General features: G+C 29.1%; 21 protein-coding genes. 3 read left to right on the top strand and 18 right to left on the bottom strand.

The features are described from left to right. Positions 1-107: 107 nt before the first annotated feature. From P4S50_RS06920 to P4S50_RS06895, 6 genes are all read right to left on the bottom strand, one after another. Positions 108-1349, bottom strand: a complete 1242-nt coding sequence (locus P4S50_RS06920) for a hypothetical protein (RefSeq protein ID WP_277733976.1) — start codon at positions 1347-1349, stop codon at positions 108-110. 209 nt (positions 1350-1558) lie between these two features. Next, positions 1559-2272 (bottom strand): hypothetical protein, encoded by a 714-nt coding sequence (locus P4S50_RS06915; RefSeq protein ID WP_277733974.1) that lies wholly within the window; start codon positions 2270-2272, stop codon positions 1559-1561. Between the two features lie 226 nt (positions 2273-2498). Continuing rightward, positions 2499-3287 carry an EFR1 family ferrodoxin gene (locus P4S50_RS06910; RefSeq protein ID WP_277733972.1) on the bottom strand — a complete coding sequence of 263 codons (789 nt, stop codon included), beginning with the start codon at positions 3285-3287 and terminating at the stop codon, positions 2499-2501. Between the two features lie 15 nt (positions 3288-3302). Then, positions 3303-3863 carry a nitroreductase family protein gene (locus P4S50_RS06905; RefSeq protein WP_277733970.1) on the bottom strand — a complete coding sequence of 187 codons (561 nt, stop codon included), beginning with the start codon at positions 3861-3863 and terminating at the stop codon, positions 3303-3305. Between the two features lie 4 nt (positions 3864-3867). Beyond that, the gene (locus tag P4S50_RS06900; protein ID WP_277733968.1) at positions 3868-4230 is read right to left on the bottom strand and encodes a hypothetical protein; all 363 of its coding nucleotides are present in this window, start codon (positions 4228-4230) and stop codon (positions 3868-3870) included. 122 nt (positions 4231-4352) lie between these two features. Further along, complete coding sequence (locus P4S50_RS06895; RefSeq protein ID WP_277733966.1) at positions 4353-4784, bottom strand: MarR family winged helix-turn-helix transcriptional regulator; 432 nt, start codon at positions 4782-4784, stop codon at positions 4353-4355. A 284-nt stretch (positions 4785-5068) separates the two neighbouring features. Here P4S50_RS06895 and P4S50_RS06890 point away from each other — a divergent pair, with 284 nt between their 5' ends. From P4S50_RS06890 to P4S50_RS06880, 3 genes are all read left to right on the top strand, one after another. Continuing rightward, a complete protein-coding gene (locus tag P4S50_RS06890) occupies positions 5069-6238 on the top strand; it encodes an agmatine deiminase family protein (protein ID WP_277733965.1) in 1170 nt (389 codons plus the stop codon). A gap of 11 nt (positions 6239-6249) precedes the next feature. Next, positions 6250-7092, top strand: a complete 843-nt coding sequence (locus P4S50_RS06885; RefSeq protein WP_277733964.1) for a MerR family transcriptional regulator — start codon at positions 6250-6252, stop codon at positions 7090-7092. A gap of 499 nt (positions 7093-7591) precedes the next feature. After that, positions 7592-8284, top strand: a complete 693-nt coding sequence (locus P4S50_RS06880; protein ID WP_277733963.1) for a hypothetical protein — start codon at positions 7592-7594, stop codon at positions 8282-8284. Between the two features lie 174 nt (positions 8285-8458). Here P4S50_RS06880 and P4S50_RS06875 read toward each other — a convergent pair whose 3' ends face one another. From P4S50_RS06875 to P4S50_RS06820, 12 genes are all read right to left on the bottom strand, one after another. Next, positions 8459-9925, bottom strand: a complete 1467-nt coding sequence (locus P4S50_RS06875; RefSeq protein WP_277733962.1) for an MATE family efflux transporter — start codon at positions 9923-9925, stop codon at positions 8459-8461. A 202-nt stretch (positions 9926-10127) separates the two neighbouring features. Continuing rightward, positions 10128-12215 carry a TerD family protein gene (locus P4S50_RS06870; protein ID WP_277733960.1) on the bottom strand — a complete coding sequence of 696 codons (2088 nt, stop codon included), beginning with the start codon at positions 12213-12215 and terminating at the stop codon, positions 10128-10130. 234 nt (positions 12216-12449) lie between these two features. Further along, the gene (locus P4S50_RS06865; RefSeq protein ID WP_277733958.1) at positions 12450-13262 is read right to left on the bottom strand and encodes a DUF2262 domain-containing protein; all 813 of its coding nucleotides are present in this window, start codon (positions 13260-13262) and stop codon (positions 12450-12452) included. 294 nt (positions 13263-13556) lie between these two features. Beyond that, positions 13557-14678: a TolC family protein gene (locus P4S50_RS06860; protein ID WP_277733956.1), complete on the bottom strand. Its 1122-nt coding sequence runs from the start codon at positions 14676-14678 to the stop codon at positions 13557-13559. Between the two features lie 35 nt (positions 14679-14713). Beyond that, entirely contained in the window at positions 14714-17782 is a 3069-nt protein-coding gene (locus P4S50_RS06855) for an efflux RND transporter permease subunit (protein WP_277733954.1), read from the bottom strand. Between the two features lie 14 nt (positions 17783-17796). After that, on the bottom strand, positions 17797-18924 hold the full coding sequence (locus P4S50_RS06850) for an efflux RND transporter periplasmic adaptor subunit (protein ID WP_277733952.1): 1128 nt from the start codon (positions 18922-18924) through the stop codon (positions 17797-17799). A 79-nt stretch (positions 18925-19003) separates the two neighbouring features. Next, on the bottom strand, positions 19004-19588 hold the full coding sequence (locus tag P4S50_RS06845; protein ID WP_277733951.1) for a TetR/AcrR family transcriptional regulator: 585 nt from the start codon (positions 19586-19588) through the stop codon (positions 19004-19006). A 279-nt stretch (positions 19589-19867) separates the two neighbouring features. Beyond that, the gene (locus P4S50_RS06840) at positions 19868-20773 is read right to left on the bottom strand and encodes a DMT family transporter (protein ID WP_277733950.1); all 906 of its coding nucleotides are present in this window, start codon (positions 20771-20773) and stop codon (positions 19868-19870) included. Between the two features lie 389 nt (positions 20774-21162). After that, positions 21163-21417 (bottom strand): TfoX/Sxy family protein, encoded by a 255-nt coding sequence (locus P4S50_RS06835; protein WP_277733949.1) that lies wholly within the window; start codon positions 21415-21417, stop codon positions 21163-21165. 74 nt (positions 21418-21491) lie between these two features. Beyond that, complete coding sequence (locus P4S50_RS06830) at positions 21492-21821, bottom strand: hypothetical protein (protein ID WP_277733946.1); 330 nt, start codon at positions 21819-21821, stop codon at positions 21492-21494. 114 nt (positions 21822-21935) lie between these two features. Continuing rightward, positions 21936-22949: a hypothetical protein gene (locus P4S50_RS06825; protein ID WP_277733945.1), complete on the bottom strand. Its 1014-nt coding sequence runs from the start codon at positions 22947-22949 to the stop codon at positions 21936-21938. Between the two features lie 156 nt (positions 22950-23105). Continuing rightward, positions 23106-23852 (bottom strand): alpha/beta fold hydrolase, encoded by a 747-nt coding sequence (locus P4S50_RS06820; RefSeq protein WP_277733944.1) that lies wholly within the window; start codon positions 23850-23852, stop codon positions 23106-23108. Positions 23853-24277 lie beyond the last annotated feature (425 nt).

The raw sequence follows: 24277 nt of genomic DNA, 5'->3' as shown, positions 1-24277 counted from the left end.
ATCTAATTAATAAAACATAAGTATGGATATTATATTGATAATACCATACTTATATTTTAACATAATATAATTATTCATCTTATGTTCTTTGAGATTTTCTACTAAAGCTATTTATTCTTTGGATGATTTTTCATAAATTCCCACATTGACTGTGCAATAGTATCCCAAGAAATCCCATGTCCAGTACCTTTTATAGAGTACATTTCTAAATCTGATATTCCTTCATTCCATTTTTTAACATTAATATTATAGTTACCTATATTCAAAGATTTTTCTTCTACATTAGAAGAACCCCCTTTATTTTCTTTTTCTGACCAAATACTCATATTATTATAAGCTGCTTCATGATTTACAATTCCATCATCGATTCCATTATAAGCTCTAATAGGAACAGATACATTATTATCTGTAAAAGTATTCTTTTCTGGATGCTTAGTTAAACAGTATTGTCCTGAAACTGGAACTGCTGCTGCAATTTTATCTTCTCTAAATCCTGCTAAAGCATATGAAAAGATTGCTCCACTAGAGTGACCACATGTATATATTCTGTTAGAATCTATGTTATCAAATGTCTCTTCGAAATATTTTAGCATTTCATCAAAAAAAGCTAAGTTCTTTTCAGTATTATTCCAACCCTTCGATCCATATTCTATATATCCTTCTGGATATACTACTATAATATTTTCATCATTTGCAATCTTATTTAATATATAATTTTTAGTTATTCCATCAGTCGGATCCCCTTCAGGATTGCTAGACCCATGAAATCTGAATACTAAAGAAACACCCTCACTCGCTAAATTTTCAGGTACATAAAACTTAAACCTTCTATCTTCACCATTTACATCAATTGTAACTTGATTCATACCAACCTTATAGTTATTTATATTATCGATTGTAATCTCATTTAGCTCACGTTCATTTTCAATTCGTTCATTTAAGTATGTTTTTTTTTCTTCATATTTTTCTTTTGAAATTAATCCTTCTTCATATTTTTTCTCTAATTTATGTACACTCTCCTCTAACTGTCTTATTCTATCTTCCTTAGTAAGCTGTTTAAACTCACCTTTTCCATTTTTTAAATTCTCAATTATCTTATTGAAATTCATTTTTTTTGCATTATATGTTTCTTCAGATATTAATCTTTCTTCATATTTGTTTTCTAACTTATTTATACTTTCTTCTACCATTTGTATTCTTTCTTCCTTAGTAAGTTGTTTAATTTCAATTTTTGATTTTTTTGAACTATTTATTTTATCCATTTGTGCATCTTGTTCAGCAAAAGCTAGTATTATAAAACTTGATACTATCACCCCTACCAGCCCTAAAATTTTCAAATTCTTTTTCATATGTATATTACCTCCAGTTTTTTTGATTGTGAACAACCTTCCTAATATTTGTTTACATTTTATAAAACAAATATCATAGAATTATCATCAAAATATGTGAAATTGTGAAAATAATGCTTTAAAAATTAAAACAACCCTTAATATAGATAAATTCAATCGAATTTATCTATATTCTTAAACAACATTAACTAAATAGTATTTTAGTATGTTTATTTACCTTCTATTTGTTTACGAACTTTTTCATAGCGCTTTTTAGCATATTTGTTCATTTTAAACTTTAATAAATTTTCACTGGCATCATGTAGATCAGGTTCTAAACTATTTGGTGTATTACCCCATTTTAAATATGGAACAACATCATATATAAAATGTTTTATTGTATCATCTGGATCTGCATAATTGTATGTTCCCATATTAATTGAATCATTTGCTTCTGTTAATAATTCTCCTTTTTTATTGTAAACAGCTTCGAATTTGCCATCATGTGATACAAATTTCAAATTAAATATTCCATCCTTACCATACATATGGAATATTGATTTTTCTGGTCCTAATAAGCGCCATTTTCTTTTTTTAGAAAGTTTTTTATTAAGTTTCAACATTTCTTCTAGTGTTTTTGGAGTTCTATTTAATGTATTTCTAAAATAATGTAAGTCTTTATATACTTCTCCATGTTTAATTACTAATTCATTAAATTTTCTACAGATTCTATCCAAATTAAATTTATTAATCTGATTAAGTTTATGTTTATAAGAATTAATATCTTTCATCATTTTGTTTAATGCTAAATCATATCTTCCTGTTCTTTCTATAATTTTGTCAATTTTCCTGATATAGCCTCGTACATTTATATTCGATCTCATATCTTGTACCTGTATACATTCTAATTTATTATCATGTGGCATAAAATATAATTTATACATTTTTCCCTCCTAATACCTTATATACCTAATACCATTATACGCATTATAATACTGTAAGTTTCTTAACAAGATTGGTATTATAATCATAAACTGTAATACTACTTTATATTAAAAATATAGAAAAACACGCCCCATTTTATATAATCAGGGACGTGTTAAGAATTTCTGTTTTATAAGATATAATTTTTCATTTCAATAACTATAGATTTGTAATAGAAACTTTTATTTAACTCATTCTGTCAATTAGCTCTTTAGATGGACCTTTGTACTGGTGTTCGCCTTTGAAACTCCTTGCATGAATTGCTTGCTTTGGACATTGATTGTAACAAGCCCAGCATCCGTTACACTTGTTATGATCGACTACAGGACTAGGACTCATTTCAATTGCATTATATCCACAGACTCTTGCACAATTGCCACAATTTATACATTTTTCTTTATCGATCTGTTGGATTCCGAAATCTTTCTTCACCTTATCTCTACTCATACTTGGCACTAGTTTTTTTAAACTAAAAGCTCCAAATATAGACTTTAGCTCTTCACCCTTTTCAATTTGACTAATACTTTTTCCAATTCTACCAATATAATCATTAAAATTAGACATATCTTTTGTAGTAGGCGCATTCTCAGAGTGTTTTCCTTTCCTCTTCATTGGTGGGTAATTCATTGGCATCTTTAATGAATGTCCTACAACAACTCTGAAACCTCTTGCTTCTACTTGTTTTGCGAATTCAGTCTGAGTTTGTCCTGTAAAACCGCCGAATGTATTGAGAACAAATGCAGGCTTACCATTTTGCATACTTAATGATTCAATAAAGTTCTTCATCAATGTTGGTGGCCCGAGATATTCAGCAAACGAAGCAAATCCTACAATATCATAGTCATCTGGAATAACGATCTTCTCATTAGCTATATCACACAGATCTATTTCTGCATTCAGTATATGCTTTTTCAAATAATTTACTGCTAACTTTGTATTACCTGTACTAGAATAATAATAAACTATACCTCTCATGATTTTCACCTCTCTTTATCTAATAAACTTATATTTTCCATCTTTACGTGGATATGCCTGTTTAGGTCTTGACTCAATCTTGCCTAATGAAATAGCAAGCTGAGGAATTTGATTGTCCTCTAGATTCAACTTTTTCTTGTACTTCTCTCCATCTTCACTATTTAGAAGCATATTTAATGCAGAAATCCAACATGCTCCAATATCCATCGACTCAGCAGCAAGCAACATATTTTGAGTAGCTGCAATACATTCTGGTTCTGGCATCATTGCTTCTTGGTCTGCCGATACCATTATTACCGTTGGCGCATTATAAAAAATATGATAGTCTTCTTTACTGTTTAACTTACGAATAACATCAACGGGTGATTTTTGACCAATCTTTTTTGCTTCTCTGCTTAACTCATCAAGCAACTCCTGATCCTGAATAATTGTAAAATTCCATGCCTGTTGCTTACGAACTGATGGTGCATGTTGTCCTGCATCAATGATTTCTATGATATGTTTATCTGTTATTTGTTCACTCCTAAACTTTCTAGTCATCCTTCTCTTTTTGATCGTTTTTATTACTTCATTCATTTTTTTATTCTCCTTCTCTTATAGTTTGTTCGTATACGAACTTCATGCGAAATAAATATACAGCTGATAGTAATATAACAGTGCAATTTAATCCTACAAAATAAAACATTACGTTTACAGGGTATCCAATTTCATTAATAGTAAGTGATGAACCAATTCCTGCTAACAACATTATCATTTTTGTAATAATTAATGAACGCTTGTTACCCTGCCACACTAACACTCCTAATATCAGGTAGATGATTCCTCCTCCAATCATTTGCATGAACATTGACTGATTATCAAAAATCAGAGCAATACATATATGTCCAATACCAGATAAAATGATTAGGAAAGCTATAAATCTTTTTAAATTTTTCATAGTCACCTCCACTTCTCTCTTCTTTTCTTGATCGTGCTTATCACTTGATTCATAATTAATTCTCCTTTAGAAATATATTTAGTTCGCGTACGAACTATATATTTAAATAAAAATACTCTTTCGAGTATTTATATATCTCTTAAATTTTCTATCACTTTCTCAACATTATTTTCGAAGTTTTCTCGCATGCTATCTCCAAAGTTTGAATAAAACTTGCTTAATAATTCATCTTCCAACTTACTTAAAACAGCTCTAATTTCTTTTCCTTCTTCAGTAAGAGCTACTGTGAATGATCTTTTATCATCAGCTGAAGAAAACTTCTCAATAAATCCCATTTTGTGATATTTGTTTATTACTTCTGACAATGATGATTTTGATATACCCCACATATTGAATATCTCTGTGAAAGCTAATGGTTTCTCAGATCCAGATAAAATGTAGAAAAGAGGTATATGATTCATCAAAATAGGGAGCCCCTGTTCTTTTATTCTCTTTGCGTAAAACTTATCAGTAAGTGTTGTCACATCTCTAAGTTTTAGAACTATACAATCGTAATTCATAATCTCACCTTCTGTTCGTTCGAGTATGAACTAAGTATAACACTGCATTATTTTCCTGTCAACCATCATTTCATATATATAAATTTCAAATCTAATTTATTGCTATTCAAGTTAGCCTCAGCTTCGTAATTATGGAGACTTTTCACTCAATTATGATTTACATACATCAAAGAACAATTACATGGAACTTAAAATAATTAATTAGATTTTCTTGACTTTAACATAGTGTCAAAGTTTATACTATTGATATAGCAAAATACACATTATAAAAGGAGCGATAAAAAATGTATAGGAAAAAGATATTGTCAAGGTATTCAATAATTGTAAGTATGATTTGTATGCTATGTGTTGGCTGTACAAGTCCTACAGGTAACATAGCGGAAAAAGAAGAAAAATCATTGACTAAAGCAGATAACACACATAATACAAAATATGTGTTCCCTTTCGAAGATGAGAAACACGAAGGAACATGGTTGCAATGGCCACATGATTATACATACGGAAAAGGTTTTAAGGATAAACTTGATCCTATTTGGGTAGAGATGACTAGAGGCTTAACACTAGGAGAAAATGTTCACATAATCGTATATAATGAAAAAGAAAAGAATCGTATAGAAAATCTTTTAATTCAAGAAAATATAGATATAGACAAAGTTGATTTTTATGTATATCCAACTGACGATGTTTGGGTTAGAGATAATGGACCTATCTTTGTATATGATAAAGAAGATAATCTTCTAATGGCAGATTGGGGTTTTAACGGTTGGGGAAAGAAAGCTTCTTATAAAAAATGTAGTAAAATACCTGAAAGCCTAAGTAAAGCTCTTAGTATTCCTCTAATAGATATACATGAAGTTATTCTTGAGGGTGGTGCAGTTGAATTTGATGGAAATGGTACCTGTTTATCTACACGAAGCGCTGTTGTAAATAAAAATAGAAATCCAAATTTAACTGAAAAAGAAATTGAACAATATATAGAAACATATTATGGGGTTAGTAATGTTATATGGTTAGATGGAGTTGCTGGTCAAGATATAACAGATTTTCATATAGATGGATTTGCTAAATTTTATGATAAGTCAACAATTCTTACAATGAATGAACAAGATCTTATTGAGTGGGGTGTAAGTGAAAAAGATATAAATACATTATTAGAAGCTAAAGATGTTAATGGAAATCCATATGAATATATTTATTTACCTTTATCAAAGCATAATGTTGTGCTAGAAAACGGAAAAGATTTAGGATATAAAGGGTCTTATGCAAACTTCTATATCGGCAATAAAGTTGTATTAGTTCCAAATTATAATGATGAAAATGATGAAAATGCAAATGCTATTTTACAAGAATTATATCCCAATAAAGAAGTTATCGGTATTGATGTAAGAGATTTATATCAATATGGTGGTATGATTCATTGTGTAACTCAACAACAACCTATTAATAAAAATTAGAAGGTGATTACATGTACTCTATAAGCCAATTTTCAAAACTCACTAGATTGTCACCTCGGATGCTTAGACACTATGATAAAATAGGTCTATTAAAGCCACAGACTATTGATTCAATGAACAATTACAGATATTATTCTGATTCACAAGTAAGTACAGCCATGGAAATAGTAAAGCTTAAAAAGTATGACTTTTCGTTGGAAGAGATTAAAGATATACTTACTAATGATGATATATTCTTAAAAAAAATGGTAAAGGAAAAAATTAATTTAATCAATAAATCTGTTAGAGCTAAAACAGATATCCTTGAAGAAATGGAAATGTATCTCAAAAAAGGAATTGAAAGTATTAAAGATATGAACACTTACTCTATTCTCTACGGCACAGCACAAGAACAATATGTTATAAAAAAGAGAGCTTCAATTTCTATACATGAAATGGACAAAACTATAGATGAACTATATGATTATGCTTTAAAAAATAACCTGTATACATTCAATACACCTTTTACAAATTTTCTTAGTGAAGATTTCAACGAAGAAAATCTGAATGTAGAATTTTTCGTTCCAATAAAAGTAAACTCCGCTAGCACATTTGATGAAAAAAATTTTTTAGCTGAAATTAGAAAAGATGATAGTAATATTGAAATTCATAAAATACCTTCTCACACAATAGTATCCACCATCCACATTGGAAGCTATGAGAATATCGGCCTCGCCTATTACGCAATAGAAAAATGGATATCAGAGTCAAATTTTAATCCAACAGGATTTACCTACGAAATTTATCTTAGGAGCACAGAATCATTAGTATCTGAAAAAGATTTTGTCACTCAAATTTGTTATGAAGTAGATTAATATTTTACTAAAGTTGATAGTATTACAAATTCAAGTCCATATTTATTGGACTTGTTTTTTATTAAGCTTTTACCCTAATTCACGACTAGTTACTTTAATAAATATGATACCAATGACAAGTTTACTATCCCATACTTAGAAATATCCCCGCATCTTCTAGCTTTGCTTTTTCTATGTATTAACCTAAAATGTACCTTATAGGTAATTCCATTTTAATTATGTAGTTTTTTACCGTTAAAAGAATATTAAGGATTCTATATTTAGTATAGATTTTCACACAAATTTCATCTAACATAATATTTATCATATATACCATTATTCTAAATAATTGAGTGTATACATATAATTTACTGTTGTATCGCCTTATATTCTCAACCAGCTATTTAAAGATTAAATTTAGAAGAGAACAGCATTGAAATATTCAATTAGACAATACTATATTTTTATAAGTATAATTATAAGTAACTTAATTTTAGTGACTGGAAAGGAGTAAATATTAGTGCGTGACATTGCTATTTCAACAGCTGCATTCTGTTTGTGGGATATTGGACCTGAACGCAAACTGAATATTTGCAAAGATTTAGGATTTAATCATATTGTTATTGCATTTAGTACGTTGAAAATGCTTCACCAATTTGCTTCATCACCTAAGCTATGTGAAAAATTGACACAGTTTAATAATGTGATGATTCATGCGCCTTGGTGTGGAATCAATTACAAAAATAATAAAGCAACGAAAGATGTATTTGCTCATCTAGAGACGATTGTTCAAACAGTGAAAATTGATGCGGTCATTTTTCACTTTGATTGTATTAAGGATTGGTCGCAGTTTAGGCATTGTTCATTTCCTTATTATATAAAAAATCCTAATCATGCATCGTGGCAGACTTTTGATGAGGCACTTCATCAACATGGTTTTGATAGTGTATTAGATATTAATCGATCAATCCGTTTTGAAAACTATATTGATAAATACTTAGATCATCATGAAAAAAATATAAAGGCCATCCATGTGAGTGGATTTATTGATGAACTAGGACGCACCCCTATTATTGAAAGTGGGCAAATGGAACTACTGAATAAAGTTAAACAAGTCAATGCCCCTATTATTATTGAAGGCCTATTTTCGCCAGGCGATTTCCAGGGTATACGAGAAGAAATTAAAGTAATTCAAGAGAATGTGTATAGATAACGCTTGTTTTTTCTAGGAAATAGGCAATAAAAGTGTGTAAACTTCCAAAAGCTATCAGATATGTTATCTGATAGCTTTTTTTATTACATAATCCACACTATATTGTAAATTACGTCACTGTTTTTATTTGATGTACCTACTTTAAAAGTTCTTATTCTTAAATTAAATATATGTTTAATTTTTTAATTGCAGTCTTAATGACATTTCCTTAGATTTTTTATTCTCTAAAGATTTGTTATTTAATTGTTTATTTACTTTAACAGCTAGAATACTAGTAATAACTATTGTGACTGTATCTGATGCAAATTGAGTATAAACTACACCATACATTCCTGGCTGAATTGAATTTGGCAATAAATTTACTAAAAAACTAAGTGAGTTCATATTCCTTTCAAAAAAGCTAGGTAAAATCACTATTGATGGTATAAGGAATAATCCTTGTCTTGAAATAGATAAAATCCCAGCTGGAATACTTTTTCCAAGTGCTTGAAATAAACATGCATAAACTAATTGAAAACCCAAAAATGGTATTAATATATTTGAAGCTATAATATAGTTAACCCCAATAGATATAACCTCAGTATCCTTCGTAAAAAACTTCATTAAGGCTTCAGCTTGCGTTATACATACTATTGAAAGAATTGTTGAAAAAACAGTAGTCCATATCAAAGATAATTTTATGGATTTAGATACACGTTCATAGTTTTTTGCACCATAATTGTATCCTACAACAGGCATAAACCCTTGATTATAGCCAAATATCACATAAATTCCTATAGTTACTATTCTAAGAGTAATCCCAACAGCTGCAACTGCGGTATCCCCATATGGTGCTGATGCTGTATTTAGAAGCCCCATAGACATACTTGTTAAAAACTGCATGAAAAATGTTGGAATTCCTATTTTCATGATCTCAGAATATATTTTTTTTGAAAAACTAAATAGTTTAGCATCTATTTTTATAAAACTTTTTCCTCTAAAGAAATATTGAGTTAAGTAAATTGTTGATACTATTTGTCCTGTAACAGTTGCAACTGCTGCTCCTTTTATTCCCATATCAAATACAAACATAAATATTGGATCTAATATTATATTTAAAACTGCCCCTAAGCAAATTGCAAACATACTAAACTTTGCATTACCTTCTGCACGTATCATATTGTTATGTGTCATATTAAGCATAATAAAAACAGAACCTGATATTAGTATTTTAGAATAACTAACAGCATATGGCATAATTGTTTGTGTAGCTCCAAGTGATTTAAGAATCTGCTTTAAAAAAACATGCCCAAAGATTGTACATATAATACCAACTGCAACTACAGAAAAAAATGCAGTTGATGTTGTTTTATCTGCTTCATCTTTTCTATTTTCTCCTAAACATCTAGCTATATATGAAGCTGCTCCTACACCAAACATTAATCCTACAGCTGAAAGAAGCATCATTAATGGATATGCTACAGAAACTGCTCCCATGGCTGATGTATCATTTAACATCCCAACAAATGCTGTATCAGCTAAATTATAAATTACATTTACTAGTTGAGCAATTATTGCAGGTATAGCAAGGCTTAATAAAACCTTTTTCATTTCACCTTCACCCATTATTTTTGCTCTTTTTTCTCTTTCATCAACCTTCAATTTATATCCCTCCATACTTAAACAATCATTCTTTAATTTTAATCTTAGGTTTAAGTTTATAATGAATAGCGATTCATCTTATATGAATCACTATTCATTATAAATCTATAATATATCTATGTCAAGTTTTATAAAAGTCTAACAAAATACCATATGTGAATAAAAAAAGGTAATCTAATTTAAAATCAGATTACCTTTTACATTACATAAATTCAGACATTATTTTTTCAATATCAAAAGGTGTAATACCTCTATCAACAGAAAAAATAATATCTGCTTTATCTATTTCATCAATAATTGTTCCTCTTGCATTAGCATGCATTTTAAATAATTGGTATAGATTAAACTTTGATAAATTTGTAATAGCTTTTCCCATTAAAACCATACCTTTTTCATTTCCTTCAATATTATTATACAAGTATGGATTAGATTTTAGAGCTAAATCACTCCAAATAACTTTCCTCTCTACTAAATCAAGTATTACAGGAATACAAATTCTAGTATCAGCTGTTACATCTATTTTATCCTTTACTGTTGCCGGTTCAAATACTTCACCTGAATTAGGATATTGTCTCATCATCCAACCAGCATAGCATTCTGGAAGATTACAATAAGGTTGCTCCGTAAATGAATTTAAAGACATAACTATATATCGTCCACCGTATTTTATAATTGAATTTATATCTATATCAATAAATTCACATGCCCCATTAGGTGCTTCTACAATATCACCACTATGACATATTTTATACTTATCTGACTTTAAATTAGTATATGAAGCATGCTCTAAATATGCCCAATTTTTATCATAAATAATAGCAGATAAATCAATATCTACTCTTCCAGTATGAACATTTCCTACAAGTCCTTCTTTCCACCATAAGAAAAATCTGATTGTATTCCCATCAGAAATATCAACCTTAGAACCTCTTACAATAGTTCTAAGAGCTTTACTAGCTGATCTTTGTGAAAAAGGTACAATATAATCATTTAACTTTTCATCTATGTAAACATTGCCTAATTGTGGTAGGTTTGAAAAACGTGTTCTAAGCTCATTTTCACATAATTTAACTACTCTATTACAGGCTTCATCATTTATTAAACTTAAATTATTCTTTATAGCATATACTTTTGCAACGTTTCCTTTTGGGAAAAATACACGCAGATCATTACCTTTATTTCTATGTTTAAAATGAGAGATTACTTGCATCAATACAGGAGATGCTATTTCACCACAAACTTTTTTAAAATTGTCTATAACATATTGCCAGTATTCAGTTGATCGCAACAACTGATCTAACCTTCTCGCAAATTCTCCCGGTCGAGTCTTAAGTAAATCTACTGATTTTATAATATCATTATTTAAAAAAGCTTTTTCTATTTTAGAATTAAATGTTTCAATTTTTATGTTATTACGAATAATATTAAACCCTTGAAAAGATTTTGGATATTTACCCTTATACTCAAAGGGATGTAATTTTTCTCCTAATCGTATCCATTGATTTTTATATCGTACCATATCTTCTGTTATGTTATTACAGTTTTCAAGCAAACTTAATATAAGTCTTCTTTCAGATCGTTTAAAATTCCTAAATTTAGTATTTGTTGCTAAACTAGTATCTCCATCTGACAAAGCTACTGTTAATCTAAGTACATCAGTAGATGTTTTTATATGATTAAAAAGAATATCATTAGCTCTATTGGTATGTTTTAATAACAAACTTGCCAATAATGCCACATTTTCTTTAAGAGGAATGTCCTTTGGAATAATTGAATTTACATCATCTTTATATTCTTCAACAAACCATTTAATATCTTCTTTGTCTGCTTCAGAAATAGAAGTTTTTGAGCTTAACAAATCAATACATATTTGTTTAAACTCTTCTTCCTCGCCTAAATCAATAACTCTTAAATTTATATTATCTAATAACGGTATTCTTTCTTGAACTTTGCATTTGGGTAAGTCTAATGTTATATAGTGGATTATAGCATTTATATATAAAGTGCATACATCACTATCCATTACTTGTTTAGGAAAATTAGGATACATTGGTTTATATTCTACATTGTGACCTACTATCTTTTTTAACTCAGCAATTATTGAGTCATAAAAAACTTCTAATTCATCTATTGATAGTGTTCGTATTGTATCCATCAGTTTTTTAGAAAAGGTATAGCCTATCCCCTCAATATTTTTGAGAATAGATGCTAAATATACATCAGGTAATTTATTGTTACCTTCTTTAATAAGAATTTTGTTTTTGCGTCTTAAATAAATTGAATTTATCATAACAACTCCTAAATATCAGGAAAGCGGTGCCCCTAATTCTCATAAGTTATCAATAGAAGGAAGGAGCACCATAGCCTGAAATTTGAATTTTCATTCTGGATTATAATACCAGATTAACAGGTTCTTGTAAAGTTATTTTTAATTTTAAATTCGCTCAAAAAAGGCAACCTCATTTTAATAAGATTGCCCTGCTTATTTCAAAATCACCTATTCTCCAATACTTGCTCCATGTCATTATCCTGCGATATATGCCGAATCAAATTCTCCGTTTACATTTCCTTCTACAATTATGCAGTGACCCCAGAACATGTCTCCATCAGAAAAGTACATCTCAAAACTGCCGTCCTGATGAACGCTCATGCTCTCAAATTCCATAAGTCTAATAAACATATCTTTTGTAATCTCATCAACCTTCGCATCATCGTCATCCTTCAGCCATTCATTCGCCAACTCCAACATTTCACTAGACACGTAATCCCTTATTTTCGCATTCCATTCCAACTCATTCTTAAAAAGCGTATGCGCGGTTTGAAGCGAGCGCTTCATCACATCTTCCTCTTCATTCCAGTCAAAACACAAATCTCCGTCTTCTCCATCCCATGAAACATCTTTTCCGAAAACCTTGACACTCTTATTCATTTCAAATTCACCCAAAATCTCATCATTATAATAAACAGGCTTCATCGACTCCTCAAGTATAGCTTCAAGCTCCTGGTCTTTATATTCAACACCCAAAACCTCTACAAGCATCATGGATCTTTTTCCCTTGCGTATACTAAGCCTTACAATCGAGTTCTTCATTAGAATGTCCCTTGTTTTTCTCAGTTCCTCGTCGTCTACAAGCCATTCTAGTCTGACTTCCTCCTCTACGGCAGGCTTATCTCTATTTACATCCTTGTATGCAATAATGTCTATGGACGAGTTCCACAGAACGTCTCCTCCCGCTTTTCCCGAACTTACACCCGATGCCCCTGTTACAACAGCCACTTCAATAACATCTTCGGTGAATCTATTTTCAAATCTATTTTTTTCACTATATCTGCTCATATCATGCCTCCACTTATCTGATATTTACTCTAATGTTAAATTTTTTGCTTATATCTAAATTCCACGTCAAATTAAAATCCCCTTGATTTATGACTAACTTGCAAAGAATTCTGTAAATATATTCTATATTGTACCATTTTCATAATGTCCTTTCCATTACTTATCTATTCATTCTCCTAAATTAGGCTTTTTTCTATGTATTAACCTAATTTCTTTAAATATTTGTATGCCCATAAATTAATTTGTTCATATGAATGAATACAGAATAATAAAAAAAGATAGAAATTTAAATTCCTATCTAATTGCCCCTATTGTTATAGCTTTTTTATAATCAAGTATTGCTAAATTATAACTAGATATTGATGATGATAAGCATAATTGGGCATTATATAACTGGTTTGTAGATTGTTTCACTTCAAGTATTGTACACATACCAGAACTATAAGAAAGGTTTTTAAGCCTTAATCCTTCTTTTGCCCTTTCAACGTTCGCTTTAGCTAAACTTATCTGTTTTTTCCCACTAATAACAGCATCATATTTCCCTTTGATATCAAATTCAATATTCCTTTTATTATCGGATAAAAGATTTTCAATTTTTGTTACATTTCTTTCCTTAATCTTATACGTATAAGTATTTTCTGGATATTTTATAAAATTTGTTTCAAAGTCGAGCTTCACGATTTCATAATTATGATTCATTTTTATCATATCAAATCTTTGATTATATGCTTCTTCTAAGTCTTTTTCTAAATCTGTATCAAAATCTACTTCTTTAAAATCAGATGTAAGATAAAGCTTTGTCTCCAGTGGATAATTTAAAGTCATATTCAAATTTCTTAAAGATTTTTGAAAATCTGTTCTTGCCTTTTCCACATTAGATTTTGCTTCATCTAAAGATATATCCGCCATTAGAAGATCTGATTTTGATGCAACTCCTAACTTAAGCTTATTGCTAACTTCATCTCTGTTTCTTTGAATATTTTTCAAGTTATCCTTAGTAACATTTAAACTATCTCTAGATTGGATTGCATCATAATAAGCACGAATAACATTATATTTGATATCTTCTACTTTATAGTTTTTTTTAATTTTTTCTTCTTCCAGAGAATACTCCGCTGATTTAGAAAACATATTCGAATCAAGTTGAAATCCTTCTACAGTTCCAAGAGAAAATCCATAGTCTTTTGCATTTTCATATTTTTTTTCATTATGTTTTGCCTTGTCAAGTTCTATTTCTTTTATTTCAATATCTAAATCCGTAGTTTTAATATCTGTTGAATTATTTATTCCTATCTCTACTGCTTGCTCTAGTGAAAGTTTTTTTATATCGTTTTCTACTCCACTCTCTGCATATGTTAATTTTGAATATAATAATGTTAAAACTAATAACAATATGCTAATCAGTATCTTCTTCATCTATAATCCCTTCCTTATTTTTAATTTGTATTAGTCTATTCTACTTCTACCTCTTTCATTTTTTCTTCATCAATATTTTTTTCCTTTTTTTTGTTTACTAATGAATATATTGTAGGGATTACAATCATTGTTAATATTGTAGAAATTAAAAGTCCGCTCATTAAAGCAACTGACATTGAATCAAATAATGCATTACCTGAAAAAACAAGAGGAATAAGCCCTATAACCGTTGTTGTAGTTGTTAAGATAATCGGTCTGAACCTTTTACTCACTGCATCCTTACAAGCTTCATCAATAGAAAAACCTTCTCTTCTAGCCTCATTTATATATTCAATTAATAATATAGCATTATTTACAACAATACCTGCAAGACTTATTATTCCCAACACAACCATAAAAGACATAGGCTTATTTGCAATAAATAGTCCCCAAAAGCATCCTATAAGTGATAATGGAATCGTAATTAATATCATAATAGGTTTGAAAAATGAGTTAAATTGAACAAGCAAAATAGAATATATTAAAACAACAATCAATATAAATAAAATACCCATATCTCCAAATGAATCTTTTATACTTTCACGTTCTCCATCAAATACAATATCGTTTACTAAATTAATTTCAGGTATTTTCTTTTCCATTATATTTTCTATATCTATTGAACTATATCCCGGCTTTACATCACATGTAACTAAAATATTCATATCTCCATTATAACTTCCTATAGAATCAAGCTGTGTACCTAGTTTAACATCTGCAAATTGCTTTAATAAGATCTTATTTCCAAGAGCAGTTGATTTGATTTTTAAATTCTCTAATTGTTTAAAAGTTTTAATATCACTTTCTACTATAATGTCATATTCATTTCCTGCTTTTCTATAAGTAGAAGCTTTTGTACCCTCTAGAGCAATATTTATTTGTTTTTGAATATCATACTTTGATAAACCATATTTTCTTAATAAGTCACTATTCGAATCTATGGAATATACTAATTTTTTATCTGTACCATCATTTTCTATGTTCATGGTTCCTGGAATTTTTTCAAGTTCCTTTTCTATCAATTGAACATCTTTTCGTATTTGATCATATTCTTCGCCTACAACTCTTATTTTTACTGGATGCCCTAGGGGTGCACCTGATTCTAACAATCTCACTACTGCTGTTCCATTGCTAATGCTAGTATCTAGTTCTTCTTGTAGGTATACTGCTAGTTCTTCTTTTGTTTTGAATCGTCCTTTTTTTCCAACATCAAATCTTATCATCATTTGCGCAAAGTCCTTCGAAGGAGATGAAGGCTGTAATGACATATAAAATTTCGGAAGTCCATTTCCAATAGATGATGTAGATTTTTTTACTTCAGGTTGTTCTTTTAAAATATGTTCTACTTTTTCAACTAACTTTTCTGTAGCATCTATATCTCCTGAAACTTCAGATGTTATATCAATATACATAAAATCCTTCTCTGCAAATGGGAACAATTGAACCCCTGTCGCTCCAGCTAATCTCATTGAAATTATAAACACAATGAAGACAGTTAAAAGTGATTTTTTCTTATTTCTTAAAGATAAATCTAATAAGTTTTCAAAAAAACTTCTTATTACACTTCTTTTTTCTACTTTTTGTTTATTGTTAGGCTTAAATGTTAAATATGCCATGGCAGGAGTAACTACTATTGCAATCAAAAAAGAATTTAAAAGCGTGATAATTACTATTTTAGGTATATCCCCTGTAAATTGTCCTGGTGCTCCTGGTATAAACATTAGTGGTAAAAACGCTGCAATAGTGGTTAATGTAGATGTAAACATTGGAATAGTAGATCTTGACGTTCCATCTACTATAGCATCAAATTTATCCATACCATCATCCAGATTTACTTGTATTGCATCACTTACCACAATTGCATTATCAACAAGCATCCCAAGTGCAATAATCAATCCTGCAGTTGACATGAAATGAATCTTAATATTAAAAAGCTTCATCATATTAAACGTTAGTAGCATAGACATAGGAATAGCCATTGAAACTACTACAGCATTTCTAAATCCAATTCCTATAAAAACAACAACCACCACACATATAACCGATTGAATTAAATTTTCAATAAAGCTTGTTATAGACTCATCTATATCCTCTGGTTGAAATAAAACTTCATTAATAATTAAATCTTCTGGGAATCTCTTTTTTATTTTTTCTAATCTGCTTCTTACTTCTTTTCCTATAAGTACTACATTTTTCCCTTCATCAAAATATCCAGTAATCAAAACTGTATTTTTTCCATCTTGCTTAAATATTTCTGCTCCATCATCTAAATCCATATATATATTAGCTAAATCTCCAAGTCTTATAACAGAACCATTTTCTTTTGATCTACTAACTATAGTATTTTCTATATCTTTAAGAGAAGTAAAATTTCCAGGTGTTAATACATCAATTTTTCCATTCTCATACTCTATAGAACCAGATGGGATTTCAATATTTTGAGATTTTAAAACATTCATAATGTCTTCTAAAGAAAGATTGTATTGGTTTAGTTTTTCCATGTTAACAGTTACTTTAACTTCTTTTTCTATTTCTCCATCAATATCAAAACTAGCAACTCCATCAACTTTGCTAAGTGCCTTCTTAAAATCATCTGCATATGAACCTAGTTGTTCATATGTATAGTTCTCACCTGATAAACTAATAATTATACCTGCTGTTTCAGCTAAATCTGTATTTAGATAGGGCTCTAAACATCCATCGGGTAGTTCATGCTTAACCTCATTTAGTCTATCTTTTAATTCATCCCAAGCCTTTTCTTCATCAGCATCTAAATCTAATATCACTATAATGTTTGAAACTCCTTTTTTTGAAGTAGTTTCAGTATGATCAAATCCTTCAATATCTGTAATATTATCTTCAATTTTCTGTGATACTAAAGTATTAATATCTGCTGCTGAAGCTCCTGGGTATATTGTCGTAATGATAGCAGCAGGAGCAGATACATCTGGATTTTCTTGTTTTGGAACAATATGATAACTAAATAATCCTACTACTGTAAAAATAAAAGCAAAAAAAAGTGTTACTTTACGACTACGAACTGCTGCACTAATAATTGACTTCATAACTTCTCCCCCTACTATTGAATGCTTACTAAATATCCAGGCTTAACAGTCTTCATTCCTTGCGTTACCAGTGATGCACCATTATAAAGACCTTCTACCAAAACTTTATCTTCATGTGTCTGACTAAGCTTTACATTTTTTCTTACAATTCTATCTTCTTCTACTATATATACAAATTCTTCTCCGTCACTCATAACACAATTAATAGGTAACCACACCCCTTTTTTATCATTAAGACTAATCGAAACATTTGCAATAGAACCAATTAAAAAGTTTTTAGAAGAAAATTCTTTAGTTAATTCAATTTCAATATCATAAGTTCTACTTTGCTGATCTGGAATAGTATCTATATTAGAAATTTTCCCTTTCCCTTGTGCATCATCTATTTTCACTTTTGCACACTTACCTAGAGAAATCTTCTTAACATCTTCTTGAGAGAGTCCAACATGAATAATTTGTTTTTCAGGGCGCATTAAAACTATAGGTGCTCCTGTATTTACGTTTTCTCCCTCTTTTGCAACTACATCTGCTATATATCCTGTTTCACCTGCTATAATTGTTGCATCTTTTATACTATTATTTGTCAATTCATAACTTGTTTTAGCTTGCTCATACTGTGCCTTAGAAGCCTCTAACGTTGATTTGCTCATATCTAATTTTAACTGTGCCTGATCTAAGTCCTTCTTAGAAACTCCCCCATTATCATATAGCTCCTGTGTTTTATTATAATAATCTAAATTAAATTCATAATCGTCTTTTGCCTTATTATAGTTTGCATTTACCATATTCATTTGAGCTGTAGCAGAATTCAAATTAAGCTGTAAATCTGTTAAGTCTAATTTGGCTATAGGAGATCCCTTTGAAACCAACTGACCCTCTTTAACATAAATTTTTTCTATTTTTCCCGGACTTTTAAAAGAAATAGTTTTTACTTCCTCTGTTTCTATGCTTCCTATATAATCTAATGTCATTGGATGTGTTTCTTCTTTTATTTGAATAGTTTTTACTGGTCTTGCCTTCACCGTACTATTTTCAGCTACAGGTTTGTTACTTTTTTTAATAGAATATACTCCTATTACTAAAATCAATATAATCGATACAATAATAACTTTCTTATTTTTTAAGTTTTTAATTTTGTCCATACAAAACCCCTCCATTTTTAACTCTATATACTATATTCCAAAGCAAGCAAGTGGTTACTTGCATATAGGTCAAAAAAAATTATACGCTCCAAGCCTTAACAAATATATTAACACTATTTTTTATAAATTCTTCAAGATTTACTTCAGTCATATTAACCTCTAGTAGTTCATAATTCAGACTACTTCCGAAATGTGTAAATAGAAATGTAATAGCTTGAAGTTCTGGACTTTTTTTGATCATTTTTCCACGCTCTTGCATTTCTTTAAAATATTCAATTAAAACCTCCTTTATCTTTTTAGGAAATTTTTCATGTGGATATTCTGTATTATTCGGTACAATACTTTCCTTTATTCCAGCTAATATCAATTTTTTATTTTTTTTCATGTGTTCATAATATATTTTACTTATACACAATAGATCTTGTTCTAAATCCCAAACTATTTCTTCTTCAAATACTTTTTTAAATTCTGATTCAAAATAAAACGCTTCCATTACCTCTTGAAATATTTTTTGTTTGCTTCCAAATTGTCTAAACAATGTTACTTCATTTACTGAAGCCGCCAAAGCAATTTGTTTTGTCGTAACACCTTTAAATCCATTTTGAGAAAACAGATCAATTGCAGCGTTAAGTATTTTATCTCTAGTTGATATTTCTTCGCTCAAAGTAAACCCTCCTTCAATATGTGCAAGTATCCACTTGCACATATTGATATATTATACTTTGTCTCAAAATTTGTCAATAATCAATAGAATTATTTTAATTAAAATATTATAAACTTTTTATATAAATATATGCTTATTACTTAAAATTGTATTTGTGAATTTAAAAATAACCACCCAAAAGAGCTTTCAGGCGGTATGAGACAAAGACTTGTCTTCTTCTATTTCTTCTAGAGTTTGCTTGAGATTTTCTATATTATAATAGTTATCTTCTCATTTACCTTATATATATTCCTTCTTAGGAAATTTAATCTGTGATACAAGTATGCCTCCAAGTATAAGAACACAGCCTATATACCCCCTAGAACTCATGCTCTCTCCAAGCATAATTCCACCACCTATAGCACCAAATACAGATTCCATACTCAGGATTATAGCTGCATGAGATGGCTTAGCATCTTTTTGCGCTACTACTTGAAGAGTATAGGCTATACCAACTGATAAAAGTCCACCATAAAGTATTGGAATTAAAGCACTTGATAGCGCACTAACAGTAATATGTTCAAAGATTAAAGCTGATATAAGACTTAAAACTGAGCATGTTGCAAATTGAATACATGATAGCTTTAAAGGATCAACCTTTTTAGAAAAATGATCTATTGTTAAAATATGAAAAGCCCAGAAAACAGCTCCTATCAGTTCAAGTAAGTCTCCAAAACTTATACTGAAATTTTCATTTATGCTTAATAGATATAGTCCAACAACAGCAAGAACTACTCCAACCCATGCACTTTTTTCAATTTTTTGCTTTAAAAATACCCCTATAAGTGGAACAATAACCATGTAAAGTCCTGTAATAAAGCCTGCTTTTCCAGCAGTTGTGTAGTTAATACCAACTTGTTGAAACGTTGCAGCTAAATAAAGCATTGATCCTACTAACGCTCCCGATATAATTGTTTTCCTCTGGGTCATTTCAATATTATTTTCATTGCTACCCTCATTTTTCTTTCTTTTATCAAAATAAAAAATTAATGGCACTAAGGAAAGACTTCCAAGAGCAAATCTTATTCCATTAAAAGTAAATGCGCCTACATACTGAGCCCCTATTCTTTGTGCAACAAATGCAAATCCCCATATTGCAGCTGTAATTAATAAAAGTATATTAGCTCGTAATATTTTACTCTCCATTTAATCCTCCCCTTTCAAATCAAATTAGTAATGAATTATAATATTCCTTTAATTAATTCTACTTTTACTAATTCATACCTTTGTAAATAATACAAATAAATCCTAATAATTTTATAATTTATCTAAATTAAATATTGTCTTTGAGATATTTGGGATTTCTTCTATCTAAGTAGCCTTTTTCAACTAAGTTATCTAATTTACGACTTATTGTTTTTTCTGATGCTATATCCATTATTTAATGAAAAAGAAAAGCTTAAACTCTGTTTCTAACTTTATACAAACGAAACTCCTAATGTAATTCAGAAGTATTTTAACTTTGTATAATACAGATAATTCTTATCTAGTACTATATATTATAAAACTTATTCTGAAACAACAGAAATTCTAGTTTATTTAAAAGCATTATAAAATTCCTTTAATTCCTCTTTTTTTACTTTTGATAATTGACTTTTTTTAATACCTTCAATTGCTCCTTCTAATGCATATAAACGATGAATACATGCCGAAAAATCAATAGCTCTTATTTTTAACCATGCCTGTTTACTTCCAATTTCTTTTAATTGTTCATAAGTAGTTATTCCTGCTTGATTCAGTTGTTCTTCAACTACACTTCCTATGTTTGGCAATTTAGAAAGTTTGCCCATCACAATCACTCCTCATATGCTTATTATACAAATATAAGTCGGTGTGTATTCCTTATATTGTTAATTAAATTAACCTACTCCAAATCCTTGTTTTCTTCAATAATATTAAAAACCCCTTTTAATTTTATTCCTTTTAATACATAAGCATTTATAAATTTAAATGGAAGATAGATCACTACTGACAATAAAATACCTCCTATAGTTATTATAATAGGAAATAAAAACATATTCATTATTCCAGCTATAACTCCTGTAATATGAATACTTCCAAAATTGCAATAAACATTTCCTCCAAAAATGCTTGATATAAATAGTAATAATCCCAATACTATACCCCATGAACAAGCAATAACCGCACATAACTTGATAAATGAAACAAAGTTAATTTTTTTAATTTCTAGCATGATAATCTCTCCCTTAAAAAACTTCATATTTTTATAATTTTCGTATGTTTGTTCAAGAAAAGACAGTAGCTTTGGTTGGCTACTATTTTGCTTATTTGATTTATCTACCATATGTTAATCAATAATACAGCTCTCTTTCTTTTCTTTGTCTAATATTTTAATAAGCTTCTTTGATAATTTTAAATTTCCTAATTCTTCTGAAGCTAATGCTGCTTTTTCATATAAATTCCAATGCATATTCTTTTTTGCCTTAATAATAAATGGTTTTGACCAAGACCAAATTTCATTGATAGGAATTTCTGGAGATTTAGATATAATTAAATCCATGCAATCTTCTAATATATAACGCCCTAAGTTTACATTATACCAATCTTCATATACTTCATATAAATGTGGTCGTAGCTCTTTTATTACTTCCCAAGCTTTTTTATATTTTTTCAACTCTATAAGCTTTTTTGAATAATTGTGAAGTGAAGAGCAAATTTCCCAATGGTCTGATGAATTCTTTATTTCGTCTGCAATGTTTTCTAAAGCTATAATTTCTCCTTTAGCATTTTTTCTAAGTTTTTCTAACCTCCTTAAATCTTTTAAATTCTCCAAATCCCACTCACTTTGTTGATAAATCCATTCATCAATTAAGTTTGAGAGTATTTCTTCTTCATATAAATCATCTGCCATATATATACAATCAAGTAAATCTAAATCACATAAATTTCTTCTATATTTAGGAAAGCCTGCCTCAAAACCACAAGCACAATCAAAGTTGGCGTTTTTAGCTCTTTCAAATAGTTTTAAATCTTCTATCCTACTATAATCCTTCAATAATATCGAAAGTACTTCTAATACTGTTCCAATTCCTTGAAAAGAATTTGTTTCTCGATCTTTTAATTCTTCCAAATATAATTTTCTAATTATCGATTCTAGCTTACTTTTTTCTATCTCTGGTGAGTAGAGTATTGTTAACGAAAGTCTTAATCTATTTGTATAATTAGCGTCATATATTCCATAACGCTTATCAACAGCCTCTTTATAGCAATAACTAGATATATCTCCATGTCTAAGAACTGATTCTAATTCAATACGGTAATCCTCTAGCAACGATTTCATAATATCTTTATACTTTTCCATTGAATGTTCCTCCTAATCTATCCCCTTTAATATAAAATTTTTATATCTAATGTAATATGTAATTTAATTATTGTAAGTTAGTACGTATTTTAAGAATATTCCGTTATAAAAATACCGTAAAATCCAATTCTAAATAATACCGTATTTTATTATGATTTAGGACAAAAACTCCAAAACTAAATTTCTAAACTTTTCTTTGTTACTAAACATAGCAGGATGATTTCCATTTTCAAAAATAACTAATTCAGAATTTTTTATTTTTAAATTAATAGCTTTTAATGTACTTTGGACATTAGGTATTAAATCATCTTTGGAGCTTCCTGTAATTAAAACCTTATTTTCTATGTTACTAAGTTCATAATCAAAAAAATCACCTATGTTTCTTGAGAAATCTATAATTAAGTTTGTATTTTGGTCAATAACATTTTTCCAGTCAAAGCCATGCATTATAAACCAAAATAATTTAGAACCCAACTTGTTTTTTGCTATTTTTCTATCATCCGCAATTTTTTTTGAAAACTCATAAGATAAATTTTCTCCCATAAAACTATCTACAATTATTCTGTTAAATAAATTAGGTTGTTTCAATACAGCATTTAAAGCAACAATAGCCCCGCCGCTTGTACCTAACAGATTAATATCGTTAATACCAATGCGATTACATAATTCAATAATTAAACTAACATTAAAATCCCAATAATTTAATGGTAGTTTATCTACTCTTTGAGATTTTCCTTGACCTACTAAATCTACTAAAATCACTTTAAAGTTTTTAGAATAGAATTTTAATTCTGGTATAAACATTTTTGAGGAAGCTGTATCTCCATGTATAATAACTAAAGGTCTACCTTCACCAGATACTCTATAATATATATTAATATTTTCATACTTAAAATAAGACATTTTTAACCTCCCAATAACAAACATTGTAAAATTTTTTAATAAATATTTGTTTTATACAATCTACATGGGAGAGTTGGTAGTTCTCTTACATATAGACTATTTTAGTTTATTAAAAATTCCCATTATAATACCTCCTTGTAGCTTGTTAATTTGCGTTATCATGCTATTACGTACCTTATATTTTTTCATATGACTTTAATCTACTTCTACGTATATATTACCATAATATAGAAATACTTTATACTTCTTGTATATTTGTGTAAGAAAAAACAGTAGCTTTGGTTGGCTACTGTTTTGGTTGTTTGTGTTTATGTAGTTTACTTGAGACTAATATTTTTGAGAATATATATAGCAGAAATAAATCTGATTTAGATAAACATTAATATTTATTTTAACTTATTTAGAAGGATAAACAGATGCTGCTA

The organism is Tepidibacter hydrothermalis (assembly GCF_029542625.1).
Classification (GTDB): Bacteria; Bacillota; Clostridia; order Peptostreptococcales; family Peptostreptococcaceae; genus Tepidibacter_A; species Tepidibacter_A hydrothermalis.
The sequence above is the reverse complement of the archived record's forward strand: the minus strand, read 5'-3'. Positions and strand labels throughout refer to the sequence as shown.

What these genes read in the sequence shown, in the direction of transcription:
- P4S50_RS06830 (WP_277733946.1), bottom strand. Translation starts at nt 21,821, where the DNA reads ATGCTAGAAATTAAAAAAATTAACTTTGTTTCATTTATCAAGTTATGT.
- P4S50_RS06890 (WP_277733965.1), top strand. Translation starts at nt 5,069, where the DNA reads ATGTATAGGAAAAAGATATTGTCAAGGTATTCAATAATTGTAAGTATG.
- P4S50_RS06865 (WP_277733958.1), bottom strand. Translation starts at nt 13,262, where the DNA reads ATGAGCAGATATAGTGAAAAAAATAGATTTGAAAATAGATTCACCGAA.
- P4S50_RS06850 (WP_277733952.1), bottom strand. Translation starts at nt 18,924, where the DNA reads ATGGACAAAATTAAAAACTTAAAAAATAAGAAAGTTATTATTGTATCG.
- P4S50_RS06825 (WP_277733945.1), bottom strand. Translation starts at nt 22,949, where the DNA reads ATGGAAAAGTATAAAGATATTATGAAATCGTTGCTAGAGGATTACCGT.
- P4S50_RS06885 (WP_277733964.1), top strand. Translation starts at nt 6,250, where the DNA reads ATGTACTCTATAAGCCAATTTTCAAAACTCACTAGATTGTCACCTCGG.
- P4S50_RS06920 (WP_277733976.1), bottom strand. Translation starts at nt 1,349, where the DNA reads ATGAAAAAGAATTTGAAAATTTTAGGGCTGGTAGGGGTGATAGTATCA.
- P4S50_RS06870 (WP_277733960.1), bottom strand. Translation starts at nt 12,215, where the DNA reads ATGATAAATTCAATTTATTTAAGACGCAAAAACAAAATTCTTATTAAA.
- P4S50_RS06840 (WP_277733950.1), bottom strand. Translation starts at nt 20,773, where the DNA reads ATGGAGAGTAAAATATTACGAGCTAATATACTTTTATTAATTACAGCT.
- P4S50_RS06915 (WP_277733974.1), bottom strand. Translation starts at nt 2,272, where the DNA reads ATGTATAAATTATATTTTATGCCACATGATAATAAATTAGAATGTATA.
- P4S50_RS06860 (WP_277733956.1), bottom strand. Translation starts at nt 14,678, where the DNA reads ATGAAGAAGATACTGATTAGCATATTGTTATTAGTTTTAACATTATTA.
- P4S50_RS06910 (WP_277733972.1), bottom strand. Translation starts at nt 3,287, where the DNA reads ATGAGAGGTATAGTTTATTATTATTCTAGTACAGGTAATACAAAGTTA.
- P4S50_RS06895 (WP_277733966.1), bottom strand. Translation starts at nt 4,784, where the DNA reads ATGAATTACGATTGTATAGTTCTAAAACTTAGAGATGTGACAACACTT.
- P4S50_RS06835 (WP_277733949.1), bottom strand. Translation starts at nt 21,417, where the DNA reads ATGGGCAAACTTTCTAAATTGCCAAACATAGGAAGTGTAGTTGAAGAA.
- P4S50_RS06905 (WP_277733970.1), bottom strand. Translation starts at nt 3,863, where the DNA reads ATGAATGAAGTAATAAAAACGATCAAAAAGAGAAGGATGACTAGAAAG.
- P4S50_RS06855 (WP_277733954.1), bottom strand. Translation starts at nt 17,782, where the DNA reads ATGAAGTCAATTATTAGTGCAGCAGTTCGTAGTCGTAAAGTAACACTT.
- P4S50_RS06820 (WP_277733944.1), bottom strand. Translation starts at nt 23,852, where the DNA reads ATGTCTTATTTTAAGTATGAAAATATTAATATATATTATAGAGTATCT.